Genomic DNA, 18,537 nt, shown 5'->3' with positions numbered 1-18,537 from the left:
AGCAACCTATTCCGCTACTCAACAGCTCGCGCGAGGTGATCCGCCTGGTGGTGATGATGTACGTCAAGTACCCGCTGTCGCTTCGGAACGTTGAAGACCTCCTGGCCGAACGGGGCATCGACATTTGCCACGAGACGGTGCGGTTCTGGTGGAACAGGTTTGGCCCGATGTTCGCCGCCGGGATCCGCCAAAAGCGAGTTAGGCCGATGAGGGCCTTCACGCACTGGAAATGGCATCTCGACGAGATCTACGTGAAGATCAACGGCCAGATGTATTACCTCTGGCGGGCCGTCGACCACGAGGGTGAAGTGCTAGAGTCCTTCGCCAGCAAGACTCGCGACAAGCCTGCGGCGTTGAAAGTCATGAAGAAACTGATGAAGCGGCACGGCGGTGCCAAGGTGGTCACCACCGACGGCCTGCGCTCATATAGAGCGGCCATGAAGGAACTTGGCAATGCCGAGAAGCAGGAGATTGGCCGCTGGGCCAACAACCGTTGTGAGAACCCACACCTGCCGTTCCGGCGACGAGAACGGGCCATGCTGCGGTTCCGACAGATGAAGAGCCGGCAAAAATTCAGCTCCGTCCACGCCGCCTTCCACAACCACTTCAACCAGGACCGCCACCTCATCAACCGGGAGACTTCCAAGACGCAACGCTCAGCCGCCTTGGCTGAGTGGCAATCCCTCATGGCTTGAGACACTGCTGCTTCTGCTCGAACTGCGCCCAGTGGAGAAAAGTTGGGGTTAGACTGACAGCACCGCCACCGCTTCGCCCGCCCTTGCGACTTGCGATCTCCCCCTTACGCCGAGCGACAGCTCGTCTAAGCTCTCCGCATGCGCACTCGCCTCATCCCCGCCATCGCCCTCGCCCTCTGCGCCTGTGGCTCCGATCCCTCCGCCCGGGCCCAGCAGCCGGGGCCCGTCGAGACCCGGCCCGCCAATGCGCCCGACCAGGTTCCGGCCTTTCCCGGCCAGACCCGCGCGCCGCTGAAGGCCGCCGGGGTCGCCTATGCGGTCGAGACCCTGGCCACGGGCCTGGATCACCCCTGGGGCATGGCCTTCCTGCCCGACGGGACCAAGCTGGTCACCGAGCGCGCCGGGCGGCTGCGCGTGCTGGGCGTGGACGGCAAGCTGTCGCCGGCCGTCACCGGCCTGCCGGAGATTGACGCGCGTGGTCAGGGCGGCCTGCTGGATGTGACGATCGACCCCGACTTCGCCCGCAATGGCCTGATCTACTGGACCTTCGCCGAGGCCGGCGACGGCGGTAACGGCACGGCCGCCGCGCGCGGCCGGTTCGTCGGCGGGCCGGCGCCCCGCGTCGAGGGCGCCCAGGTGATCTGGCGCCAGGCGCCCAAGCTGGACTCCACCCTGCACTTCGGCGGCCGACTGGTCTTCGGGCGCGACGGCGCCCTGTTCATCACCACCGGCGAGCGCTCCATCCTCGAGGGCCGCATGCAGGCCCAGCGGCTGGACGGAACCTTGGGCAAGGTGATCCGCATCAAGCCGGACGGCTCAATCCCCGCCGACAACCCCTATGTCGGCAAGGCCGGGGTGAAGCCCGAGATCTGGTCGTCGGGCCACCGCAACCTGCAGGCCGCCGCGCTGGACGCCAGCGGCCGCCTGTGGACCGTCGAGCACGGCGCCCGGGGCGGCGACGAGCTGAACCATCCGCAGGGCGGCAAGGACTATGGCTGGCCCACCATCACCTATGGCGAGGAATATTCCGGCAAGCCGATCGGCGAAGGGATCACGGCCCGGCCGGGCATGGAGCAGCCGGTCTATTACTGGGATCCGGTGATCGCCCCTTCGGGCATGGCCTTCTACAACAGCGATCTGTTCCCCGCCTGGAAGGGCAGCCTGCTGATCGGCTCGCTGAAGGAACAGCACGTCGCCCGCCTGACGCTGGACGGCGACAGGGTGGTCGGCGAGGAGCGGCTGTTCAAGGAGCTGGACGCGCGCATCCGCGACGTGACCGTGGGGCCTGACGGCGCGGTCTATCTGCTAACCGACGACGACGACGGCAAGCTGCTGCGGGTCGTTCCGAAATAGCCGAAAGGGGGACGGGACGACGACCGGGGGCCTGGTCGTCGTCCCGTCAGGGGGCGCTCGGCGACCCCTAGAAGCGCTTGCTGGCGTTCATGTACCAGTAGCGCCCCGTGGCGTTGTGCAGAGAGCCCATGTAGCCGAAGTTCGACGACGAGATCGGCGGATCCTTGTCGGCGAGGTTGCGGACGCCCAGGCGCACCGTGGAGCCGTCGAAGCGGCCGTCCCGGAAGGCGTACTGGCCGTACAGGCTGACCGTGGTCCAGGCCTTCACCGGGAAATACTGGCCGCCGATCTGGGCCGGCCCGGTGTCATAGATCTCGCCCACATGGCTGACGAACACGCCGGCGCCCCAGCCGTTGCGGCGCCAGGTCAGGTTGGCCGTTCCCCGGAACTCGGGGTAGCCGTCCATCTTGATCTGGTTGCCTGACGTGGCGACCGTCAGGCCGGCCAGCCTGCCGTCGGCGATCGCCGTGAGCAGCGTCGCCTCGACGGAGCCGGGCGACTGGTCGTACTTGGACAGCTTGGCCACGTTCAGCGTGACGCCAAAGTCGCCCCACGCGGTGTCGTCCAGGTCATAGTCGATGGTGAAGTCGAAGCCCTGCACCATGCGCGGCTGCAGGTTGGCGTAGGTGTCGTTGACATAGAGCAGGGCCCCGACGGGGTTGGTTCCGGTCGGGGCGTCGCGCACGACATTGGGGTTGGAGCCGCCCGTCAGCCGCAGCAGCAGGTCGTAGTTGATCTGGTTCTGGGCGCCCAGAATGCCGATGACGTTCTTCTCGCGGATCGACCAGAAGTCGGTGGTCAGGACCAGCTTGCCAAATCCGGCCGGCAGGAAGGTCGGCTGATAGACGAAGCCAACCGAGGCGTTGTCGGCTTCCTCGGGCTTCAGGTTGTCGTTGCCGCTGCGCACCTCCAGGGTGCTGGCGCTGGCGCAGGTGGTGGCGGCCGGGGTGTTGATCCGGCAGAAGGCGTTGTCGGTGCGGGTATTGGTGACCGTCGAGCCCGGGCTGTAGAACTGCGGCAGGTTCGGCGCGCGGAAGCTTTGCGACACCGAGCCGCGCAGGGCCAGGCCCTGCCCCACGGTCCACAGGATCGCGCCCTTGGGCTTGAGCACGTTGCCAAAGTCGGAATAGCGCTCGTCGCGGACGGCCAGCTGCAGCTGGATTTCCTGCACGAAGGGGATGTTCATCTCGGGTGAGACGACGGGCACGGCCAGTTCGGCGAAGGCCGAGGCGATCGCGCGATCGGCCTTGACATCCACCGACCCCGAGGCGCCCATGACGTCGGTGCCGTAGGTCAGGCCGGTGACGGTGTTGGTATAGGTGACCTTGCCATCGAGGCGGTCGTCGCGGTCGTCCAGATAGGTTTCCCGGCGGTATTCGACGCCCGCGGCGAAGCCCACGTCGCCCGCCGGCAACGCGAACAGATCCTTCTTCGAGACCTTGAAGTCCCACATCGCCAGCGAGGTCTCGCTGATCCGATAGACGTCGATCAGGAACGACTTGATCGTGTCGGCGCCGTTGGGGGTGGCGTCGCCCCGCGAGACATTGTCCAGCGAGCCGCCGTTGAACGGGTTGTAGGCGTCGCTGGTGGTGCGGTTGATCGCCGCCTGAAACAGCGTGTTGCTGATGGCGTTGTGCGTCTTGTCCTTGGTGCGGGCCTTGGAATAGACCAGCGCCGAGTCCCACTTCCAGCCGTTCCAGTCGCCCTTCAGACCGCCCAGCAGGCGGTAGCTGTCGTCGGTGACGGTATAGGTGCGCGGACCGGCGTCGACCGGGCGATAGGTGGTGATGGTCATCGCCAGGCCGGTGGCCGGTACGCCCGTCAGGCCGGTCAGGCGATTGGGGCTGGTCGCGGGGCCAAAGGGGTTCCAGTAGGCGTTGGCGGCGATGCTGATCGGGGCCGAGGCGATCGGGGCCGACTGCTCTCGGCTGCCCGAGAACAGGGCGTGATAGTAGCCGGCCTCGCCAAAGGCGGTGATGTCGCCGAAGTCGTGCTCGACGGTGCTGAACAGATTGGTGCGGTCCAGCCCGCCCTTGAGCGTGCGGTCCGGATTTTCGTCATAGCGCAGCACGCGGTCGGCGGCGCCGGTGATCGTGCCCGACTTCAGGCAGAGGTTGCCGGTCAGGACGGTGCTGCTGCAGCCGGCGGCGGTGTTGCTGGTCGGCTCGACGTGGAAGACGCCCGAAGTCGTGAGCGCCGTCGTTCCCTGCCGCACCACGGTCGAGGACGGGATCACCGTGAACGAACCCCAGGGGCTGGAGGTCGTTCGGCTGTCGAAGCTGGTGTTGTCGACCCAGGGCGTGTCGGCGACCTGGCCGCGATGGTCTTCGCTGGCGGCGTAGTCGCGCTCGCTCGCCATCAGGCGGCTATGGCCGGTGTAGGTGCCAAAGAAGGTCAGGCGCGTGCCGTCCTTCAGGCGCGTTCCGGCCTTCAGGTTGACCGTGCCTTCGCGATAGCCCGTGCCTTCCGAGCCGCCCAGTTGGGTCTCGACCCGCAGGCCGCGAAACCGGGTGTCGAGCACGGTGTTGACCACCCCGGCCACGGCGTCGGTGCCATAGATGGCGGCGGCGCCGTCGCGCAGCACTTCGACACGCTTGATGCCCGCCACGGGGAAGGCGTTGGTGTTGGGGGTTTGCACCGGAACCAGGTTCTCGGTCTGGGTGCCGGGATGCATCACGGCGCGTCGGCCGTTCAGCAGCGACAGGGTGTTGCCGGTGCCCAGGCTGCGCAGGTTCAGCGAGGCGACATCGCCGCGCGCGTCATTGAGATTGCCCGTGGTGCGGGCTTCCTGGAACTGCACGTCCCCGGCCTGGGGGATCGAGCGGAACAGCTCGTCGCCCGACACCGCGCCGGTGGCGATGATGTCGTTCTCGTCGACCACCGTCACCGGCAGGGCGCCGGTGGTGCGAGCGCCCTGAATCTGCGAGCCGACGACCACGACGGTCTCGACGACAGCGGCTTCCTCGTCAGCCTGGCCGCCCGACGCGGCCTGGGGCTGGGGGCGCGAGGCGGCCACCGGGCGCAGGGTGACGGTCTGGCCGTTGTCGGAGGCGACCTCCAGGCCGGCGGCGGCGATCAGGCGCGCCAGGGCGTCGCTGTCAGCCATCTCGCCGGTCACGGCGGGGGTCTTGCGTCCCGTGGCCGCGTCGAAGGGAAACAGCACCTGCCGGCCCGACTGACGGGCATAGGCCTGCAGCGCCGAAACCGCGTCCTGCGCGGGAATGTTGAAGGTGTGGCGGGCGGCCTGCGCCAGCGCCGGACCCGCGATGGACAGGACGGCGACCGAGGTCAGAAGCCATCGCCTGACGGTTCGCAGACGGCTGGAATCGCGCATGGTCTGACTCGCCCCTAAGCTCGCCCTGCCCCCTCGACATGGCGTCCTTTCACTGTCCGACGACTGATCTCGAGCGATCCGCCAGTCGCGACAGGATTATTTGTCCGCCTCGCCCGACACGGCGCTTGGCGCGGCCTGGATCAGTCGCGCGCGGTCAGGTGGATCGCGCCCTCGGCGTCGCGCGTGGCGCGCACCGGGAACGCGCTGGTCACCGCGGCGACGAAGCTGCCCGGCTCGGTGCTCTGGAAATAGCCGGCCAGGCGCAGGCCCGAGACCGAGGCCTCATCGACCGAGATGCGCTGGCGGTTGTAGCGGTTGAACTCGGCCACGGCCTGCGCCAGCGTCTGGCCGTTCAGGGCGATGCCGCCCTGCCGCCAGGCCAGGGACCGGTCGATCTCGGCGGTGGAGACGCGCTGAACGCGCCCTCCGGCCGGGGTGTAGACGGCGGCGACGCCGGCCGGCTGGCGGGACTCCCGGTCGGAGTCCTTCAGATCGACGTCGACCGCCCCGCTCCTGACCGTGACGGCGGCGACATCGCCTTTCACCCGCACCGCGATCTGGGCGGCGTCCGAGGTCTCCAGCTGGGTTCCGGCCGCCGTGACGATGAAGGGCCGCGCGTCGGGCGACGCGGCGAACAGGGCCTCGCCGCGCACCAGACGGATTTCCCGCGCGCCCTTGCGATAGCGAACCAGGACCTTGCTGTTGGTGTTGAGCTCGATACGGCTGTTGTCGCTGAGCACGATCACGCGCCGCTCGCCGATGGCGGTGGCGTAGGCGGTCGAGGCGGTGGCCGAGATCACCCCGGCGGCGACCATGCCCAGCGCGCCGACCACGGCGGCCGCGCGCGCCCAGCCCTTGGCGTCCAGGCCGTCCATTTTCCGGAACGGCGAGCGCTTGTGGGCCGGAGCGAGCAGATCGGCGTCCGGCGTCTCGGCCCGCGGCGACAGGGCCCGCAGGCGGTCAAGCCGCTCCCAGGCGGCGGCCTCGCGCTCGAACGCGACCTCGTACTCAGGGCCCTGGTCGCGCCAGGCCTCGAAGGCGGCGCGATCGGCGGCGAGGCAGGCCGGCGCGTCGAGCTGGACCACCCATCGGGCGGCCTCCAGCCTTATCGCTTCCCGCCGAGATCCCGCTTCGCGACCCATGAACGCCCTTCGTCAACCTTGCTGATCCGACCGTCGACACGGCCCAGTCTATCCGAACAGTAACGCAATCCCTTCACGAGATGCTTCTCTACAGTGGAGACGGACAGGCCGAGCCTTTCCGCTATCTGGCGGGGCGAAAGATTATAGACCTTCCGCAGGGTGAAAACCTTTCGGCACTGAACCGGCAGTTCACCGATCGCCTCCCGAAGCTGGCGAAGCTCGTCGCGCCCGACGGCCACGTCCTCCTGGGTCGGGGCCTCGTCCACCAGCGACAGCCGCTCGAAATCGGCCACGGCGGTGATGGTCAGAACCTTGCGTCGCCTCAGGGAGTCCAGCGCCACGTTGCGCACGATGCGGGCGGCGAAGGCGGCGGGGTTCAGCACCTCGCGCCACGCCTTGTAGGCGATGGCCTTGGCGAAGGCGTCATGCACCAGGTCTTCGGGGTCGGCCTCGCCGTCGCGGCAGAACCGGCGGGCATAGGTCAGGAGCTGAGGCTCGAGCGGCAAAATCTCGCGCCGGAACCAGGCGCGGCGCTCGTCGTCTTGTGAATCCATACCTACCCCCTCCCGTAACGAACCGTGATCCGCAAGCCATGGCAACTAGCCAGAGGTGGCATTTCTCAAAGCGCCGCCTTATCGGGCGCCTGACGGGTATGGGTGGTCCAGCGCCGCCAGCGCCTCCTTCCTCTGGGGAAGTCCCATAGGAGAAAGAAGGCGCGTGACGGCTGTCAGTCTCAGGTCAGGCTCAGCTTGCCGTCGACCCGGCGCGCCAGACCCAGGGGGTTCTCGGGCTTGAGTTCGTCAGGCAGCAGGGCGGCGGGCAGGTTCTGGTAGCTGACCGGCCGCAGGAAGCGGGCGATGGCCAGGCTCCCCACCGAGGTGGTCCGGCTGTCGGACGTGGCCGGGAACGGACCGCCGTGGACCATGGCGTGCGCCACCTCAACGCCGGTGCCGAAGCCGTTGACCAGGATGCGGCCGGCCTTCAGTTCCAGGTCGGGCAGCAGGTCGGCGGCCAGGGCGTGGTCGGGCTCGTCCATGTGCAGGGCGACGGTCAGCTGGCCTTCCAGGGCCAGAACCACCCTGTGCAGTTCCGCCATGTCGGCGCAGCGCACCACGATCGAGGCGGCGCCGAACACCTCCTCGGCCAGATGCGGATGGGCCAGGAAGTCGGCGCCGGACACGCTGAACAGCGCGGCCTGGCCCTGGTTGTGTCCGGGCTGCTGGCCCTTGGCCACCTGGGTGACCACCGCGCTCTGAGCCAGGGCCTGAACGCCGGCGGCGTAGACGCGGCTGATGGCCGGGGTCAGCATGGTGGCGGCCGGAACGGGGCTGAGGGCCTCCTCGGCGGCGGCCAGGAAGCCGTTCAGCTCGGGGCCTTCCAGCGCCAGGATCAGGCCGGGATTGGTGCAGAACTGGCCCGCGCCCAGGGTCAGGGCGCCGACGAAGTCCTTGGCGATCGCGGGACCGCGCGCGGCCAGGGCGGCGGGGAACAGCAGCACCGGATTGATGCTGCTCATCTCGGCGTAGAACGGGATCGGCTCGGGCCGGCCCTGGGCGACGGCCGCCAGGGCCAGGCCCCCGCGACGCGACCCGGTGAAGCCGGCGGCCTTGATGCGCGGGTCGGCGACCAGAGCCTGGCCGACCTCGAAGCCGCTGTCATGGATCAGGCTGAAGACGCCCGGATGCAGACCGCAGGCGGCCACGGCGCCTTGAATGGCGCGGCCCATCATTTCCGACGTGCCGGGGTGAGCCGGGTGGGCCTTGACCACCACCGGGCAGCCGGCCGCCAGGGCCGAGGCGGTGTCGCCCCCGGCCACCGAGAAGGCCAGCGGGAAGTTGGACGCGCCAAACACGGCCACGGGGCCCAGCGGAATGTTGCGCAGCCGCAGGTCCGGGCGGGCCATCGGCTTGCGGTCCGGCATCGCCGGATCGATGCGGGTCTCCAGGAAGCCGCCGTCGCGCAGGACGCTGGCGAACAGGCGCAACTGGCCCGTCGTGCGTCCCCGCTCGCCTTCCAGCCGTCCGCGCGGCAGGCCGCTCTCGGCCATGACGCGAACGATCAGGTCGTCGCCCAGCGCCTCGATGTGCTCGGCGATGGTCTCCAGGAAGGTGGCGCGGGTCTCGTAGGACAGGGCGCGGTAGGGCTGGAAGGCCGCCGCCGCCAGCGCGCAGGCGGCCTCGAGATCCTCAAGCGTCGCGCCGCCGAAAACGGTCTCCAGCGTCTCGCCCGTGGCGGGATCGATCCCGCGAATTTCACCCTGCGCGCCACGCGTCGCGCGGCCGCCGATCAGCAGTTCACCGGTCAAGTTCACGAAGCCATTCCCTGTTCGAAGGTTGAGTCGCTTTCCATCGCGACGGAAAGGGTAGCGGTAACATAGTGTCTCGCGACCGAGATCGCCACGGTGACGATGGATGGTGGGCGCGGGAGTGGCTAATAGGGGCCCGCTTCGTCAGGAGATAGACCATGGCCCGCAATCTTTCCGGAAAGGTCGTCGCGCCCGCCGCCGACGTCACGGCCCTGGCCGACAAGGCGTGGTTCGACGCCAAGCCCGAGCGCGACTTCCTGCTGCGCGATCCCGCCCCGCTGGAGTTCAAGGATCCGCTGGGCGACGCCGGCGAGGGCTTCAGCTGGCGGGTGCTGGTGGTGCGGCTGGACGACGGCTCGCGCCTGCGCCTGCCGGTGTCCCTGGCCTGGGACCTGCACAACGACCACGCCAAGGACCAGCATCTGGCGATGATCTTCGACCAGGTCGCGCCCGATCAGGCCAAGGCGATGCGGGCCAAGGCGCTGAGCAAGCTGCCCCGGGCCTAGCCCGGCGCCTCGCGGATACTGAAGCGAACAATCCGGCCCGGAGCCCGGCCGACGGAAGCGCGCCGCCGCTCGCCTAGCGCCAGGCCCGATCTGACAGCGTTGTCGGCCGACTGAACTTCTGCGAGGGTCACCCGACGGGAAGGCCGATCAAAGAGGCCGCCGCGATGGGAGACCCAGGGATGCCGCCAATCACAACAGGATCGCGTGACGGCCTGAGCCGCAGGGCCCTGCTGGCCAGCGCGACCGCCCTGGCCCTGGCCGGCGTCGCTCAGGCCGCGCCCCGCCGCGCCGACCACGCGGCGCTGATCAAGCGCCTGATCGGCCAGATGACCCTGGACGAGAAGATCGGCCAGTTGAACCAGGTCCCCGGCGGGCGGCAGAAGGCGCTGAACTCGAAGATCGACGCGGCCCAACTGGACCTGGTCCGCAAGGGCGCGATCGGCTCGTACCTGCATGTGGCCGGGGCCGACTTCCTGCGCGAGCTGCAGCGGGTGGCGGTCGAGGAAAGCCGGCTGAAGATCCCGCTGCTGTTCGGCATCGACGTGATCCATGGCTTCCGCACCATCTTCCCCGTGCCCCTGGGTCTGGCGGCGACCTTTGATCCGGACATCGCCCGGGCCTGCTCGCGGGTGGCGGCGATCGAGACGTCGATCAGCGGCCTGCACTGGACCTTCACCCCGATGGTCGACATCGCCCGCGACCCGCGCTGGGGTCGCATCGTCGAGGGGGCCGGCGAGGATCCCTATCTGGGGTCGCGCATGGCCGAGGCCCAGATCCTGGGCCTGCAGACCGACGACCTGAGCGGCAAGGACGTGATCCTGGCCTGCGCCAAGCACTTCGGGGCCTATGGCGCGGCCATGGGCGGGCGCGACTATGACAGCGCCGACCTGTCCGAGCGCACCCTGCAGGAGGTGTGCATGCCGCCCTTCTACGCCTCGGTCCGAGCGGGCGCGGGCAGTTTCATGACCGCCTTCAACGACATCGCCGGCGTGCCGACCACGGCCAACGAGGCCCTGGTCCGCGGCCAGCTGCGCGAACACTGGGGCTATCAGGGCCTGGTGGTCAGCGACTGGAACGCCATCCTGGAGCTGATCAACCACGGGATCGCCGAGACCCCGGCCCAGGCCGCCGCCCTGGCCCTGAAGGCCGGCGTCGACATGGACATGGCCGGCGGCGTCTATGCCGGCCACCTGCGCGAGGCCGTCGAGGCCGACAAGGGCCTGCTGCCCTATCTCGACCAGGCCGTCGGCCGGGTGCTGGCCACCAAGGCCAGGCTGGGCCTGTTCGACGATCCGTTCCGGTTCGGCGACGCGGCGCGGGAGAAGACCGAGCTGAACTCCCCCGCCCACCGCGCCGTCGCCGGCGAGGCGGCCCGCAAGGCCATCGTGCTGCTGAAGAACGACGGCGGCCTGCTGCCCCTGCCGGCCGGCAAGCGCGTCGCGGTGATCGGCGCCTTGGCCGACGACGCCTCCTCGGCCCTTGGATCCTGGCGCGCCCGGGGTCAGGTCGCCGACGTCAAGACCCTGCTGGCGGCGCTGCGCGAAACCGGCGCGGCCATCGACTATCAGCCCGGCGCGGCGCCGCGCGGAGACGACGCCTCGGGCATCCCGGCCGCCGTCGCGGCCGCCCGGGCCGCCGATGTCGTGCTGCTGGTGATCGGCGAGGACTATGACCACAGCGCCGAATCCCGCAGCCGGTCCGACATCACCCTGCCCGGCGTACAGTCACAGCTGGCGCAGGCCGTGCTGGCGACCGGCAAGCCGGTGGTCGTGGTGCTGATGAACGGCCGCCCGATCGCCCTGGCCGAGATCCTGGGCAAGGCCGGGGCGGCGATCGAGACCTGGTTCCTGGGCGTCGAGAGCGGTCCGGCCATCGTCGATGTGCTGACCGGCAAGGTCTCGCCCGCCGGCCGCCTGCCCGCCGGCCTGCCGCGCAACAGCGGGACCAGCCCGACCTTCTACGCCCACAACCCCACGGGCCGCCCGGCGGATGCGGACCTGCTGAAGGACACGGCCCGCTATCACGATGTCGAGGTCGGGCCGCTCTACCCGTTCGGCCACGGCCTCAGCTACGCCAGCTTCGCCTATGCGGACCTGGCCCTGGACCGCGCCGCCATCGGCCTGGACAGCGCCGTGGCGATCAGCCTGTCGGTGACCAATACCGGCAAGGTCGCCGCCGATGAGGTGGTGCAGCTGTATGTCCGCGATCCGGTCGCCCTGGTGGCCCGGCCGGTCAAGGAACTGCGCGGCTTCGTCCGGGTGGCTCTCAAGCCCGGCGAGACCCGGCGCGTCACCTTCCGCCTGACCGCCGCCCAGGTGGCGTTCTGGGACGCGGGGCGCTGGCGGGTGCAGGCCGGCCGAATCGATGTGATGATCGGCGCCTCGTCCGACGACATCCGGCTGCGCGGATCGTTCATGGTGGCCGCCGACGGCTGGACCACCGAGCCCGCCGCCTCGCTGCTCACCCCCGTGACGGTGGCCTGATGTCGGCCCGCGACGGGGATTTTGGGCTCGCACCCGCCCCAACCGGCGCCAAAGCGTCTCGAACCAGACTGTAAACCATTGTAAAATCCTTGCCTGGCCTAGCGCGACGCAAGGGCGAACAAGGTATTCCCAATGGGCGGACGATCATCTGGATCCCCCCCACCGGACAGGCGGACGCCCGCCGCGCGCCCCGCTCTCGCAGCGGGGCGCGCGATTTCCTCTTTTCAAGTGAGCGCATGAAAGTCGCCCTTCTCGACGACGACGAGAGCCACAACGCGCTGGTCGCCGGACTGTTGGGCCCCGCCGGCTATGACTGCGTCAGCTTCACCCACCCCGAACGCCTGCTGGCCGAACTGCGCCGCCAGACCTTCGACCTGCTGATCATCGACTGGAACATGCCCGACCTCAGCGGCATCGAGACCCTGCGTCGGATCGACGAGATGCTGCCGGCCGCGCCACCGGTGCTGCTGCTGACCAGCCGCTCGATCGAGGCCGACCTGGTCGAGGGCCTGAACGCCGGGGCCGACGACTACATCGTCAAGCCGCTGCAGCCGCCGGTGCTGCTGGCCCGGGTCAACGCCCTGGCCCGCCGGGTCTATCGCGCGCCGGTCACGCCGCAGGTCGAGCAGCACGGCCTCTACCGCATGGACCCCGCCACCCACACCGTCGGCTGGGCCGACCATGTCGAGACGCTGACGCCCAAGGAATTCCAGCTGGCGGTGATCCTGTTCAACAACCTGGCCCGGCCGCTGTCGCGCGAATATCTGCTGCGTCGCGTCTGGGGCCAGCGGCCCGATCTGGAGACCCGCACCCTGGACGCCCACGTCTCGCGCCTGCGGGCCAAGCTTCAGCTTCGCCCCGCCAACGGGTTTCGTCTAACGACCGTCTACGGTTTCGGTTATCGTCTCGAGGCCTGTGATCCCCAGGGCCGCCCCGGGGCGGACGCCGAAGCCGGAGCGACCCAAACATGATGCCCGCGCGTGATTTCGCCATCCTCGCCGCGACCCTTGGCCTGACCCTGTCGACCGCCGCCGCGGCCGCGCCGGCGATCGATTCGCCCGTCCCCTATATCGTTCGCCCCGGCGACACCCTGATCGGCTTCGCGGCCGCCTATCTGCGCAATCCCCGCGATTATCTGAGCGTGCAGCGCGCCAACCAGATCCGCCGCCCCAAGGCGCTGAAGATCGGCTCGACCCTGCTGATCGACCCGAACCTGCTGAAGAGCACGCCGATCGACGCCCGGTTCAGCGCCGTCAGCGGACCGGTGGATCTGGAGACCAACGGCGCCAAGGCCCCGGCCCGCGCCGGCATGGTCCTGGTCGAGGGCCAGCGGATCATCACCGGCCCCGGCGGCTTCGCCACGTTCGAGATGGCCGACGATTCCCGCGTCACCCTGCCGTCCAACACCAGCCTGCGCATCGAGCGCATGCGCCAGATCCTGCTGAACAACGCCCCCCAGCGGGTGTTCCACATGGACCAGGGCCGGGGCGTGATCTCGGCCACGCCCAACCCCAATCCCAGCGGCCGCTTCGAGGTTCGCACCCCCGTCTCGATCTCGGCCGTGCGCGGCACCGAGTTCCGGGTCGGCCAGGACCCGACCGGCGCCAAGGCCCAGACCGAGGTGCTGAAGGGCGCGGTCGCCGTCGACCTGGCCTCGGCCGCGACCAGCGGCCCGCCCGTTCCGGCCGGCTTCGGCGTCAGCGCCACGCCCGCCGGCGTCAGCGCGCCGGTGGCCCTGCTGCCCGCGCCCAAGCTGGGCGCCGGCGGCCAGCGCCAGGGCGACAAGATCGTCGCCTTCGCCGTCGAGCCCGTGACGGGCGCGGCCCTGTATCGCCTGGCCCTGTCGCGCGACGCCGGCTTCGTCGAGATCTTCGCGGAAAAGGACAGCGCCACGCCCGCCGCCGCGTTCGGCGAGATCGCCAACGGCACCTATTTCGTGCGCCTGACCGCCCTGGACGGCGGCGGCCTGGAAGGCCTGCCGGCCGACTACAGCTTCGATCGCGATCTCGACGTCCTGGAACCCGGCGCGGCGCCCAGCGCCCAGACCTCGGGCAAGCACCGCAACTTCCTGTTCCGCTGGAGCGCGGCCGGCGACGGCGTGCGCAGCTTCCGCTTCCAGCTGTTTGCGGGAACCGACGCGGCCTCGCCGATCGTCGACCAGCCAGGCCTGTCCGAGCCGCAACTGACCCTCACCGACCTGCCGCCCGGAACCTATGGCTGGCGGGTCAGCGCGGTGCGCTTCAAGGGCGGGACGTTCAGCGAAAAGGTCGGCCCGATGCAGACGTTGCAGATCGGGCAATAGGCCTTGCTGTCTCCGTCGCGACCGCTCCGACCGGCCTCACCGGTCTCGCCGCGCCGACGGTTGCTGAACTGGCTGCTGATCGCGACCCTGACCAGCATCGCCCTGGCCGGCCTGACCGCCAGTTCGCTGACGACCCGGCTGGACAACATCCTCTACGACGCCCTGCAACGGGCGTCGTCGCGGCCGGTCGACCCCTCGATCCTGATTGTCGAGGTCGACGAGAAGAGCCTGGGCGACATGGGCGCCTGGCCCTGGTCGCGCACCGCCCACGCCAGGATGATCGACAGGCTGACGGCGGCCGGCGCGCGGACCATCGTCTATGACGTGCTGTTCAGCCAGCCCGCGGCCAATCCCAGCGACGACGCGGCCCTGGCCAACGCCATCGCCCTGTCGGGCCGGGTCTATCTGCCCCAGTTCATCGAGCCGGCCGGCCCCGACAGCCCCGAGCGCCTGATCGGCCCCCTGCCCGAGTTCGTTCAGGGCGCCGCCGGCCTGGGCCTGGTGCATGTGCGCTTCGACGCCGACGGCGTGGTCCGCCGCATGGCGCCGTTCGAGGCCCTGGGCCCCGACCTGACGCCGGACCTGATGACCGTGGTCCACCGCGCCACCCACGCGCCCGGCGCGCCGGACGTGACGCGCGGCGCCGAGACCACCCTGCTGATTCCCTTCGCCGGCGGACCCGACCGGTTTCCCCGGGTGTCGTTCTCCAGCGTGCTGGCCGGCGAGATCCCGTCCGAGCTGATCGCCGGCCGCACGGTCTTCGTCGGCATGACCGCCCCCGGCCTTGGCCCCGCCTTCCCGACGCCGGTGACCCCGGACGCGGCCAGCATGACCGGCGTGCAGCTGCAGGCCAGCGTGCTGGACGGCCTGCGCAGCGGCGCCATGGTCAAGCCCGCCGGCCTGGTCAGTCGCATCGCCTTCGCGCTGAGCCTGCTGTGGCTGTTGCTGGCCGGGCTGCTGGTCCTGCCGCCGCGCGCCAACCTGGCCCTGCTGGTCGGACTGTCGAGCTGCGCCCTGGCGCTGAGCGCCGCCTTCTTCTGGCGCGCCGACCTGTGGCTGTCGCCGGTGGCGACGATCATCGGCCTGGCGGCGGTGTCGCTGGTCTGGGGCTGGGGCCAGCTGGGCCGGGTCAGCGACCTGCTGGGCCGCGAGTTGCGCCGCCTGCTGCCCGTCACCCACACCCCGCCGGCCGAGGGCTTCGAGAGCGATCTGGTGGCCCGTCAGGCGCTGAGCCTGGGCGCGGCCATCAACCGGATCGAGGACCTGCGCCGCTTCTCGGCCGACGCCCTGTTCAGCCTGCCCGACGCCACCGTGGTGCTGGACGCCAAGCGCCGGGTGATCGCCGCCAACGCCGCCGCCCAGACCTTGCTGCGGGGCGCGCCGGTCGCCCTGGCCGGCGCCTCGGTGGCGTCGCTGCTCAACGCCCTGGAGCCCCTGGGCCGCACCTTCGACGAGTCGTGGCCGCCGGAAGCCGACCGCATCGACCCGGTCGACCTGCACCTGGCCGACGGCCGGGCCTATCAGTCGCAGACGGTGTTCCGGCGCGACGAGGCCGGCCAGAGCGACGGCTGGATCGTGCGGCTGGCCGACATCACCACCCTGACCGCCGCCATGCGCCAGCGCGAACAGGCCCTGCAGCTGCTGACCCACGACATGCGCTCGCCGCAGACCTCGATCCTGGCCCTGCTGGCCACGACGCCGGACGTGCCGCCGGAGCTGTCGGACCGCCTGGCGGCCTGCGCGCGCCGCACCCTGGCCCTGGCCGACGGCTTCGTGCAGCTGGCCCGCGCCGAGGTCACGCCCGTGGCCATGGAGCCGGTGGATGTCTGCGACGTCGCCGTCGAGGCGGTGGACGAGCTGTGGCCCCAGTGTCGCCAGCGCCATATCGAGATCGAGCAGGACGGGTGCGACGCGCCCCTGATGGTGCTGGGCGATCGCGGCGTGCTGGCCCGCGCCCTGGTCAACCTGCTGGGCAATGCCGTGAAATACAGCCCGGAAGGCTCGCGCATCAGGGTGTCGGCCCGGACCGTTCAGACCGAGGGCCGCGCCTTCGTCGACATCGCGATCAGCGACCAGGGACCCGGCCTGTCGCCCGAGGAGGCGGCCATGGCGTTCCGGGCGTTCCAGCGTTTCGACCGTCCGGGCGCGGAAGCCGCCGGCGGCGTGGGACTGGGCCTGGCCTTCGTCGAGGCCGCCGCCGCGCGGCATGGCGGCGGCGTGCTGTGCTCCAGCGCGCCCGGCGCCGGGGCGACCTTCACGCTGAGGCTGCCGGAGTATCGGGCGGGCTAGGTCTTGGGCGTATTGGCCAGGGCCAGCGCCAACTGGTCAGCCATCTCTTCCGCATCGCCGCGACCGACCCGCACCGAGGCCCAGGCGGCGGGCTTGCCGGTCGAGACATCCAGGATCACCGCCGTGGCCGTCTGGGCCGGACCGCCGCGCTGCCAGAAATGGCGCTTGGTCGGCGCGCTGCGCCAGGCGGTCTCCTTGAACGACGGCCCGGCGACCTTGGAAACGCCCAGGGCCGGCGCGGAGGTTCCGACCCCGACCTGCAGCAGATAGGCCGGCGGCTTGCCGCCCGAGATGTCGGCCCCACCCGCGCCGAGACGCTTCAGAACGCCGGCCTCGATCGCCCGGGCCAGCACCGCGTCGGTCGGCGCGGCCTGACCGCTCAACGGCGCCAGGCTCTTGCCGCGCAGCGCCGCCAGATCGCCCTCGCGGACCACGGCCGGGGCCGTGGCGCAGCCGCCCAGGGTCAGGGCTGTCGCCATGGTGATCGCCAAGATGCGCACGTTCGATCGCTCCCCTCCCCGGCCCATGAAGGCCAAGGTCTGATTACGGTTGGAATTTAGCGGGCGCGGGGCTCGCGGTCATCCGCTGATCGCGCCTGGCTCTCGCGCAGCAGCCCAAAGGCCTGGTCGGTCAGGGCCCAGCGCTGGCTTTCAGCGCCGTAAGGCAGATGCAGCAGACCCGGCGAACGCGGATCGACCGCCCCGCCGCAATAGGCGGCGAAGGCCTCGGCCAGCGCCTGGGCCAACTCGGCCGGCGGACGAAACAGGCCCCGCTGCCGGGCGACATAGGCGATCACCGAATCCCGATGCGCCGCGCCGCCCATCGCCAGCAGCGCCTGGACGATCTCATCGACCAGCGGATTGAGGATCGCGACCGTGGCGGCCCCGCCGCCCTGTCCCCGCGCTGTCGCCTCTGCCTGGTCCATGTCCGCCCCTAAGCCAAGGCCAGGGTTAAAGGGCAGGACCGCCGGCGCCACCAGAGGTGGAGGCCCTGCTTTTACAATAGATTACAAAGCTCGCCCGATGGCGGCCGGCGGGCGCCGCGCGAAGGCCCTGAAGCGGCGTCGCGAAAAGTTATCCACAGGGCTTGAGGTCGGCTGGCGCACGCCATGCGGAGCGTCCATCCCCGCCCCCTTCTGGATAGACCTGAATTAAATCAATGACCTGAAGGAAAACGCACGTTTCTTATCCCCGGCTTCCAAACCGGCCGCACACTCTAGGCATGACCCAGAGATCCGTCCCCGCCTGGTCCCAGGACCTGCAACTGAAGCTGATGGCCGCCCTCGACGCGGCCTGGAAGACCATCGAGACCAGCGACGACCCCGCCGCCGTCAAAAAGGCCCGCGAAAAGGCCCGGGCCTGCGGTGAGATGGCCGCCGTGGTCCGCAAGATCGCCGCCATGGTCCCGCCCAGGCCCCTCATCGCCCCGACGCCGGACATGGGGCTCGACGGGGAGCACGACCAGGCCGTCCCGCCCGCCGCCGTCACCCAGGCCCAGATCGCCCAGCGCGCGCTCGACCGCCTCAAGGGCGGCAGGCGGGGGCGGATCTAGGGGGCGATGGATAGACGTTTGCGACAGGTGACGGACCCATCGTCGATGCCGGCCCAGCTTCGCGCCATTCACCCACAAAATCTTGTCATCCCGGCCGTAGCGCAGCGAAGCGCCGGGATGACAAGAGTGTGCTGCCGGTGAGAGTTGGCTTTCAGGTTCGATCAGAACGCCCGCTCTCCAGGCCTCCCAGATCCGACAACCGCCCCGCTTAAGCCGCGATCCGCGAGGCGCCGCCCATGGCGCGCCAGCGGTCGCGCTTGGCCAGGGCCCGCTCCAGGGTGGCGCGCTTGATCGGCAGGCCCTTGCGCAGCTTGACCCAGGTGGTCTCGCTGATGCCCAGCACATCGAACAGATAGCGGTCGGTGATGGCCGGCAGGCTCGCGCGCAGATCGGCGAACTCCTCGCGGGTGATGGTGACGAGGTCGAGCATGGGTCGGCGTCCTCTGGCGCGCGCGGGAACGAGGTCTGAAGACGCTGAAAGGCGTCTGGCGGCCTATGCGGGCCTGAGCCCACGCGGAAGCGCCGCCTGAACCTGCGGTGTAGCGGCCAATATTGTCGGTTTCATTATGCCGAGCGT

General features: G+C 70.0%; 15 protein-coding genes. 8 read left to right on the top strand and 7 right to left on the bottom strand.

Annotated features, from left to right (window positions below):
• Positions 1 to 8: 8 nt before the first annotated feature.
• Both ACQY9P_RS13020 and ACQY9P_RS13015 read left to right on the top strand, forming a co-directional pair.
• Positions 9 to 695 carry an IS6 family transposase gene (locus ACQY9P_RS13020; RefSeq protein WP_421740101.1) on the top strand — a complete coding sequence of 229 codons (687 nt, stop codon included), beginning with the start codon at positions 9 to 11 and terminating at the stop codon, positions 693 to 695.
• A gap of 138 nt (positions 696 to 833) precedes the next feature.
• Positions 834 to 2,048, top strand: a complete 1,215-nt coding sequence (locus ACQY9P_RS13015) for a PQQ-dependent sugar dehydrogenase (protein ID WP_421738851.1) — start codon at positions 834 to 836, stop codon at positions 2,046 to 2,048.
• Positions 2,049 to 2,115: 67 nt separating this feature from the next.
• On the opposite strand, the gene ACQY9P_RS13010 is transcribed toward ACQY9P_RS13015, so the two are convergent.
• The 4 genes from ACQY9P_RS13010 to ACQY9P_RS12995 all read right to left on the bottom strand — a co-directional run bounded on the left by ACQY9P_RS13010 (position 2,116) and on the right by ACQY9P_RS12995 (position 8,835).
• Positions 2,116 to 5,382 carry a TonB-dependent receptor gene (locus ACQY9P_RS13010; RefSeq protein WP_421738852.1) on the bottom strand — a complete coding sequence of 1,089 codons (3,267 nt, stop codon included), beginning with the start codon at positions 5,380 to 5,382 and terminating at the stop codon, positions 2,116 to 2,118.
• A 140-nt stretch (positions 5,383 to 5,522) separates the two neighbouring features.
• Positions 5,523 to 6,524, bottom strand: coding sequence for a FecR family protein (locus ACQY9P_RS13005; RefSeq protein ID WP_421738853.1), 1,002 nt, complete (start codon positions 6,522 to 6,524; stop codon positions 5,523 to 5,525).
• Positions 6,488 to 7,078 carry an RNA polymerase sigma factor gene (locus ACQY9P_RS13000; RefSeq protein ID WP_421738854.1) on the bottom strand — a complete coding sequence of 197 codons (591 nt, stop codon included), beginning with the start codon at positions 7,076 to 7,078 and terminating at the stop codon, positions 6,488 to 6,490. The genes ACQY9P_RS13005 and ACQY9P_RS13000 overlap by 37 nt, the downstream gene beginning before the upstream one ends.
• A 179-nt stretch (positions 7,079 to 7,257) precedes the next feature.
• Positions 7,258 to 8,835, bottom strand: coding sequence for an aldehyde dehydrogenase (NADP(+)) (locus ACQY9P_RS12995; protein WP_421738855.1), 1,578 nt, complete (start codon positions 8,833 to 8,835; stop codon positions 7,258 to 7,260).
• A gap of 152 nt (positions 8,836 to 8,987) precedes the next feature.
• Between ACQY9P_RS12995 and ACQY9P_RS12990 the strand changes: the two genes are divergently transcribed.
• The 5 genes from ACQY9P_RS12990 to ACQY9P_RS12970 all read left to right on the top strand — a co-directional run bounded on the left by ACQY9P_RS12990 (position 8,988) and on the right by ACQY9P_RS12970 (position 16,409).
• Positions 8,988 to 9,335, top strand: a complete 348-nt coding sequence (locus ACQY9P_RS12990) for a hypothetical protein (protein WP_421738856.1) — start codon at positions 8,988 to 8,990, stop codon at positions 9,333 to 9,335.
• A 179-nt stretch (positions 9,336 to 9,514) separates the two neighbouring features.
• Positions 9,515 to 11,818: a glycoside hydrolase family 3 N-terminal domain-containing protein gene (locus ACQY9P_RS12985; protein WP_421738857.1), complete on the top strand. Its 2,304-nt coding sequence runs from the start codon at positions 9,515 to 9,517 to the stop codon at positions 11,816 to 11,818.
• Positions 11,819 to 12,054: 236 nt separating this feature from the next.
• Complete coding sequence (locus tag ACQY9P_RS12980) at positions 12,055 to 12,789, top strand: response regulator transcription factor (protein ID WP_421738858.1); 735 nt, start codon at positions 12,055 to 12,057, stop codon at positions 12,787 to 12,789.
• A complete protein-coding gene (locus ACQY9P_RS12975) occupies positions 12,786 to 14,120 on the top strand; it encodes a FecR domain-containing protein (RefSeq protein ID WP_421738859.1) in 1,335 nt (444 codons plus the stop codon). The genes ACQY9P_RS12980 and ACQY9P_RS12975 overlap by 4 nt, the downstream gene beginning before the upstream one ends.
• Positions 14,121 to 14,123: 3 nt before the next feature.
• On the top strand, positions 14,124 to 16,409 hold the full coding sequence (locus tag ACQY9P_RS12970) for a CHASE2 domain-containing protein (RefSeq protein WP_421738860.1): 2,286 nt from the start codon (positions 14,124 to 14,126) through the stop codon (positions 16,407 to 16,409).
• On the opposite strand, the gene ACQY9P_RS12965 is transcribed toward ACQY9P_RS12970, so the two are convergent.
• Together ACQY9P_RS12965 and ACQY9P_RS12960 are read right to left on the bottom strand one after the other, a co-directional pair.
• Positions 16,406 to 16,909 carry a hypothetical protein gene (locus ACQY9P_RS12965; RefSeq protein WP_421738861.1) on the bottom strand — a complete coding sequence of 168 codons (504 nt, stop codon included), beginning with the start codon at positions 16,907 to 16,909 and terminating at the stop codon, positions 16,406 to 16,408. The two genes, ACQY9P_RS12970 and ACQY9P_RS12965, sit on opposite strands and share 4 nt — an antisense overlap.
• Before the next feature lie 56 nt (positions 16,910 to 16,965).
• Positions 16,966 to 17,334 carry a hypothetical protein gene (locus ACQY9P_RS12960; protein WP_421738862.1) on the bottom strand — a complete coding sequence of 123 codons (369 nt, stop codon included), beginning with the start codon at positions 17,332 to 17,334 and terminating at the stop codon, positions 16,966 to 16,968.
• 296 nt (positions 17,335 to 17,630) lie between these two features.
• Here ACQY9P_RS12960 and ACQY9P_RS12955 point away from each other — a divergent pair, with 296 nt between their 5' ends.
• Positions 17,631 to 17,960 carry a hypothetical protein gene (locus ACQY9P_RS12955; protein WP_421738863.1) on the top strand — a complete coding sequence of 110 codons (330 nt, stop codon included), beginning with the start codon at positions 17,631 to 17,633 and terminating at the stop codon, positions 17,958 to 17,960.
• Between the two features lie 208 nt (positions 17,961 to 18,168).
• On the opposite strand, the gene ACQY9P_RS12950 is transcribed toward ACQY9P_RS12955, so the two are convergent.
• Entirely contained in the window at positions 18,169 to 18,390 is a 222-nt protein-coding gene (locus tag ACQY9P_RS12950; RefSeq protein WP_421738864.1) for a hypothetical protein, read from the bottom strand.
• Between the last annotated feature and the right edge of the window lie 147 nt (positions 18,391 to 18,537).

Origin of the sequence: Caulobacter sp. (assembly GCF_965279145.1) — a bacterium.
Lineage (GTDB): Bacteria > Pseudomonadota > Alphaproteobacteria > Caulobacterales > Caulobacteraceae > Caulobacter.
Note: the sequence above shows the minus strand (reverse complement) of the source record. Positions and strands in the feature narration are given on the sequence as shown.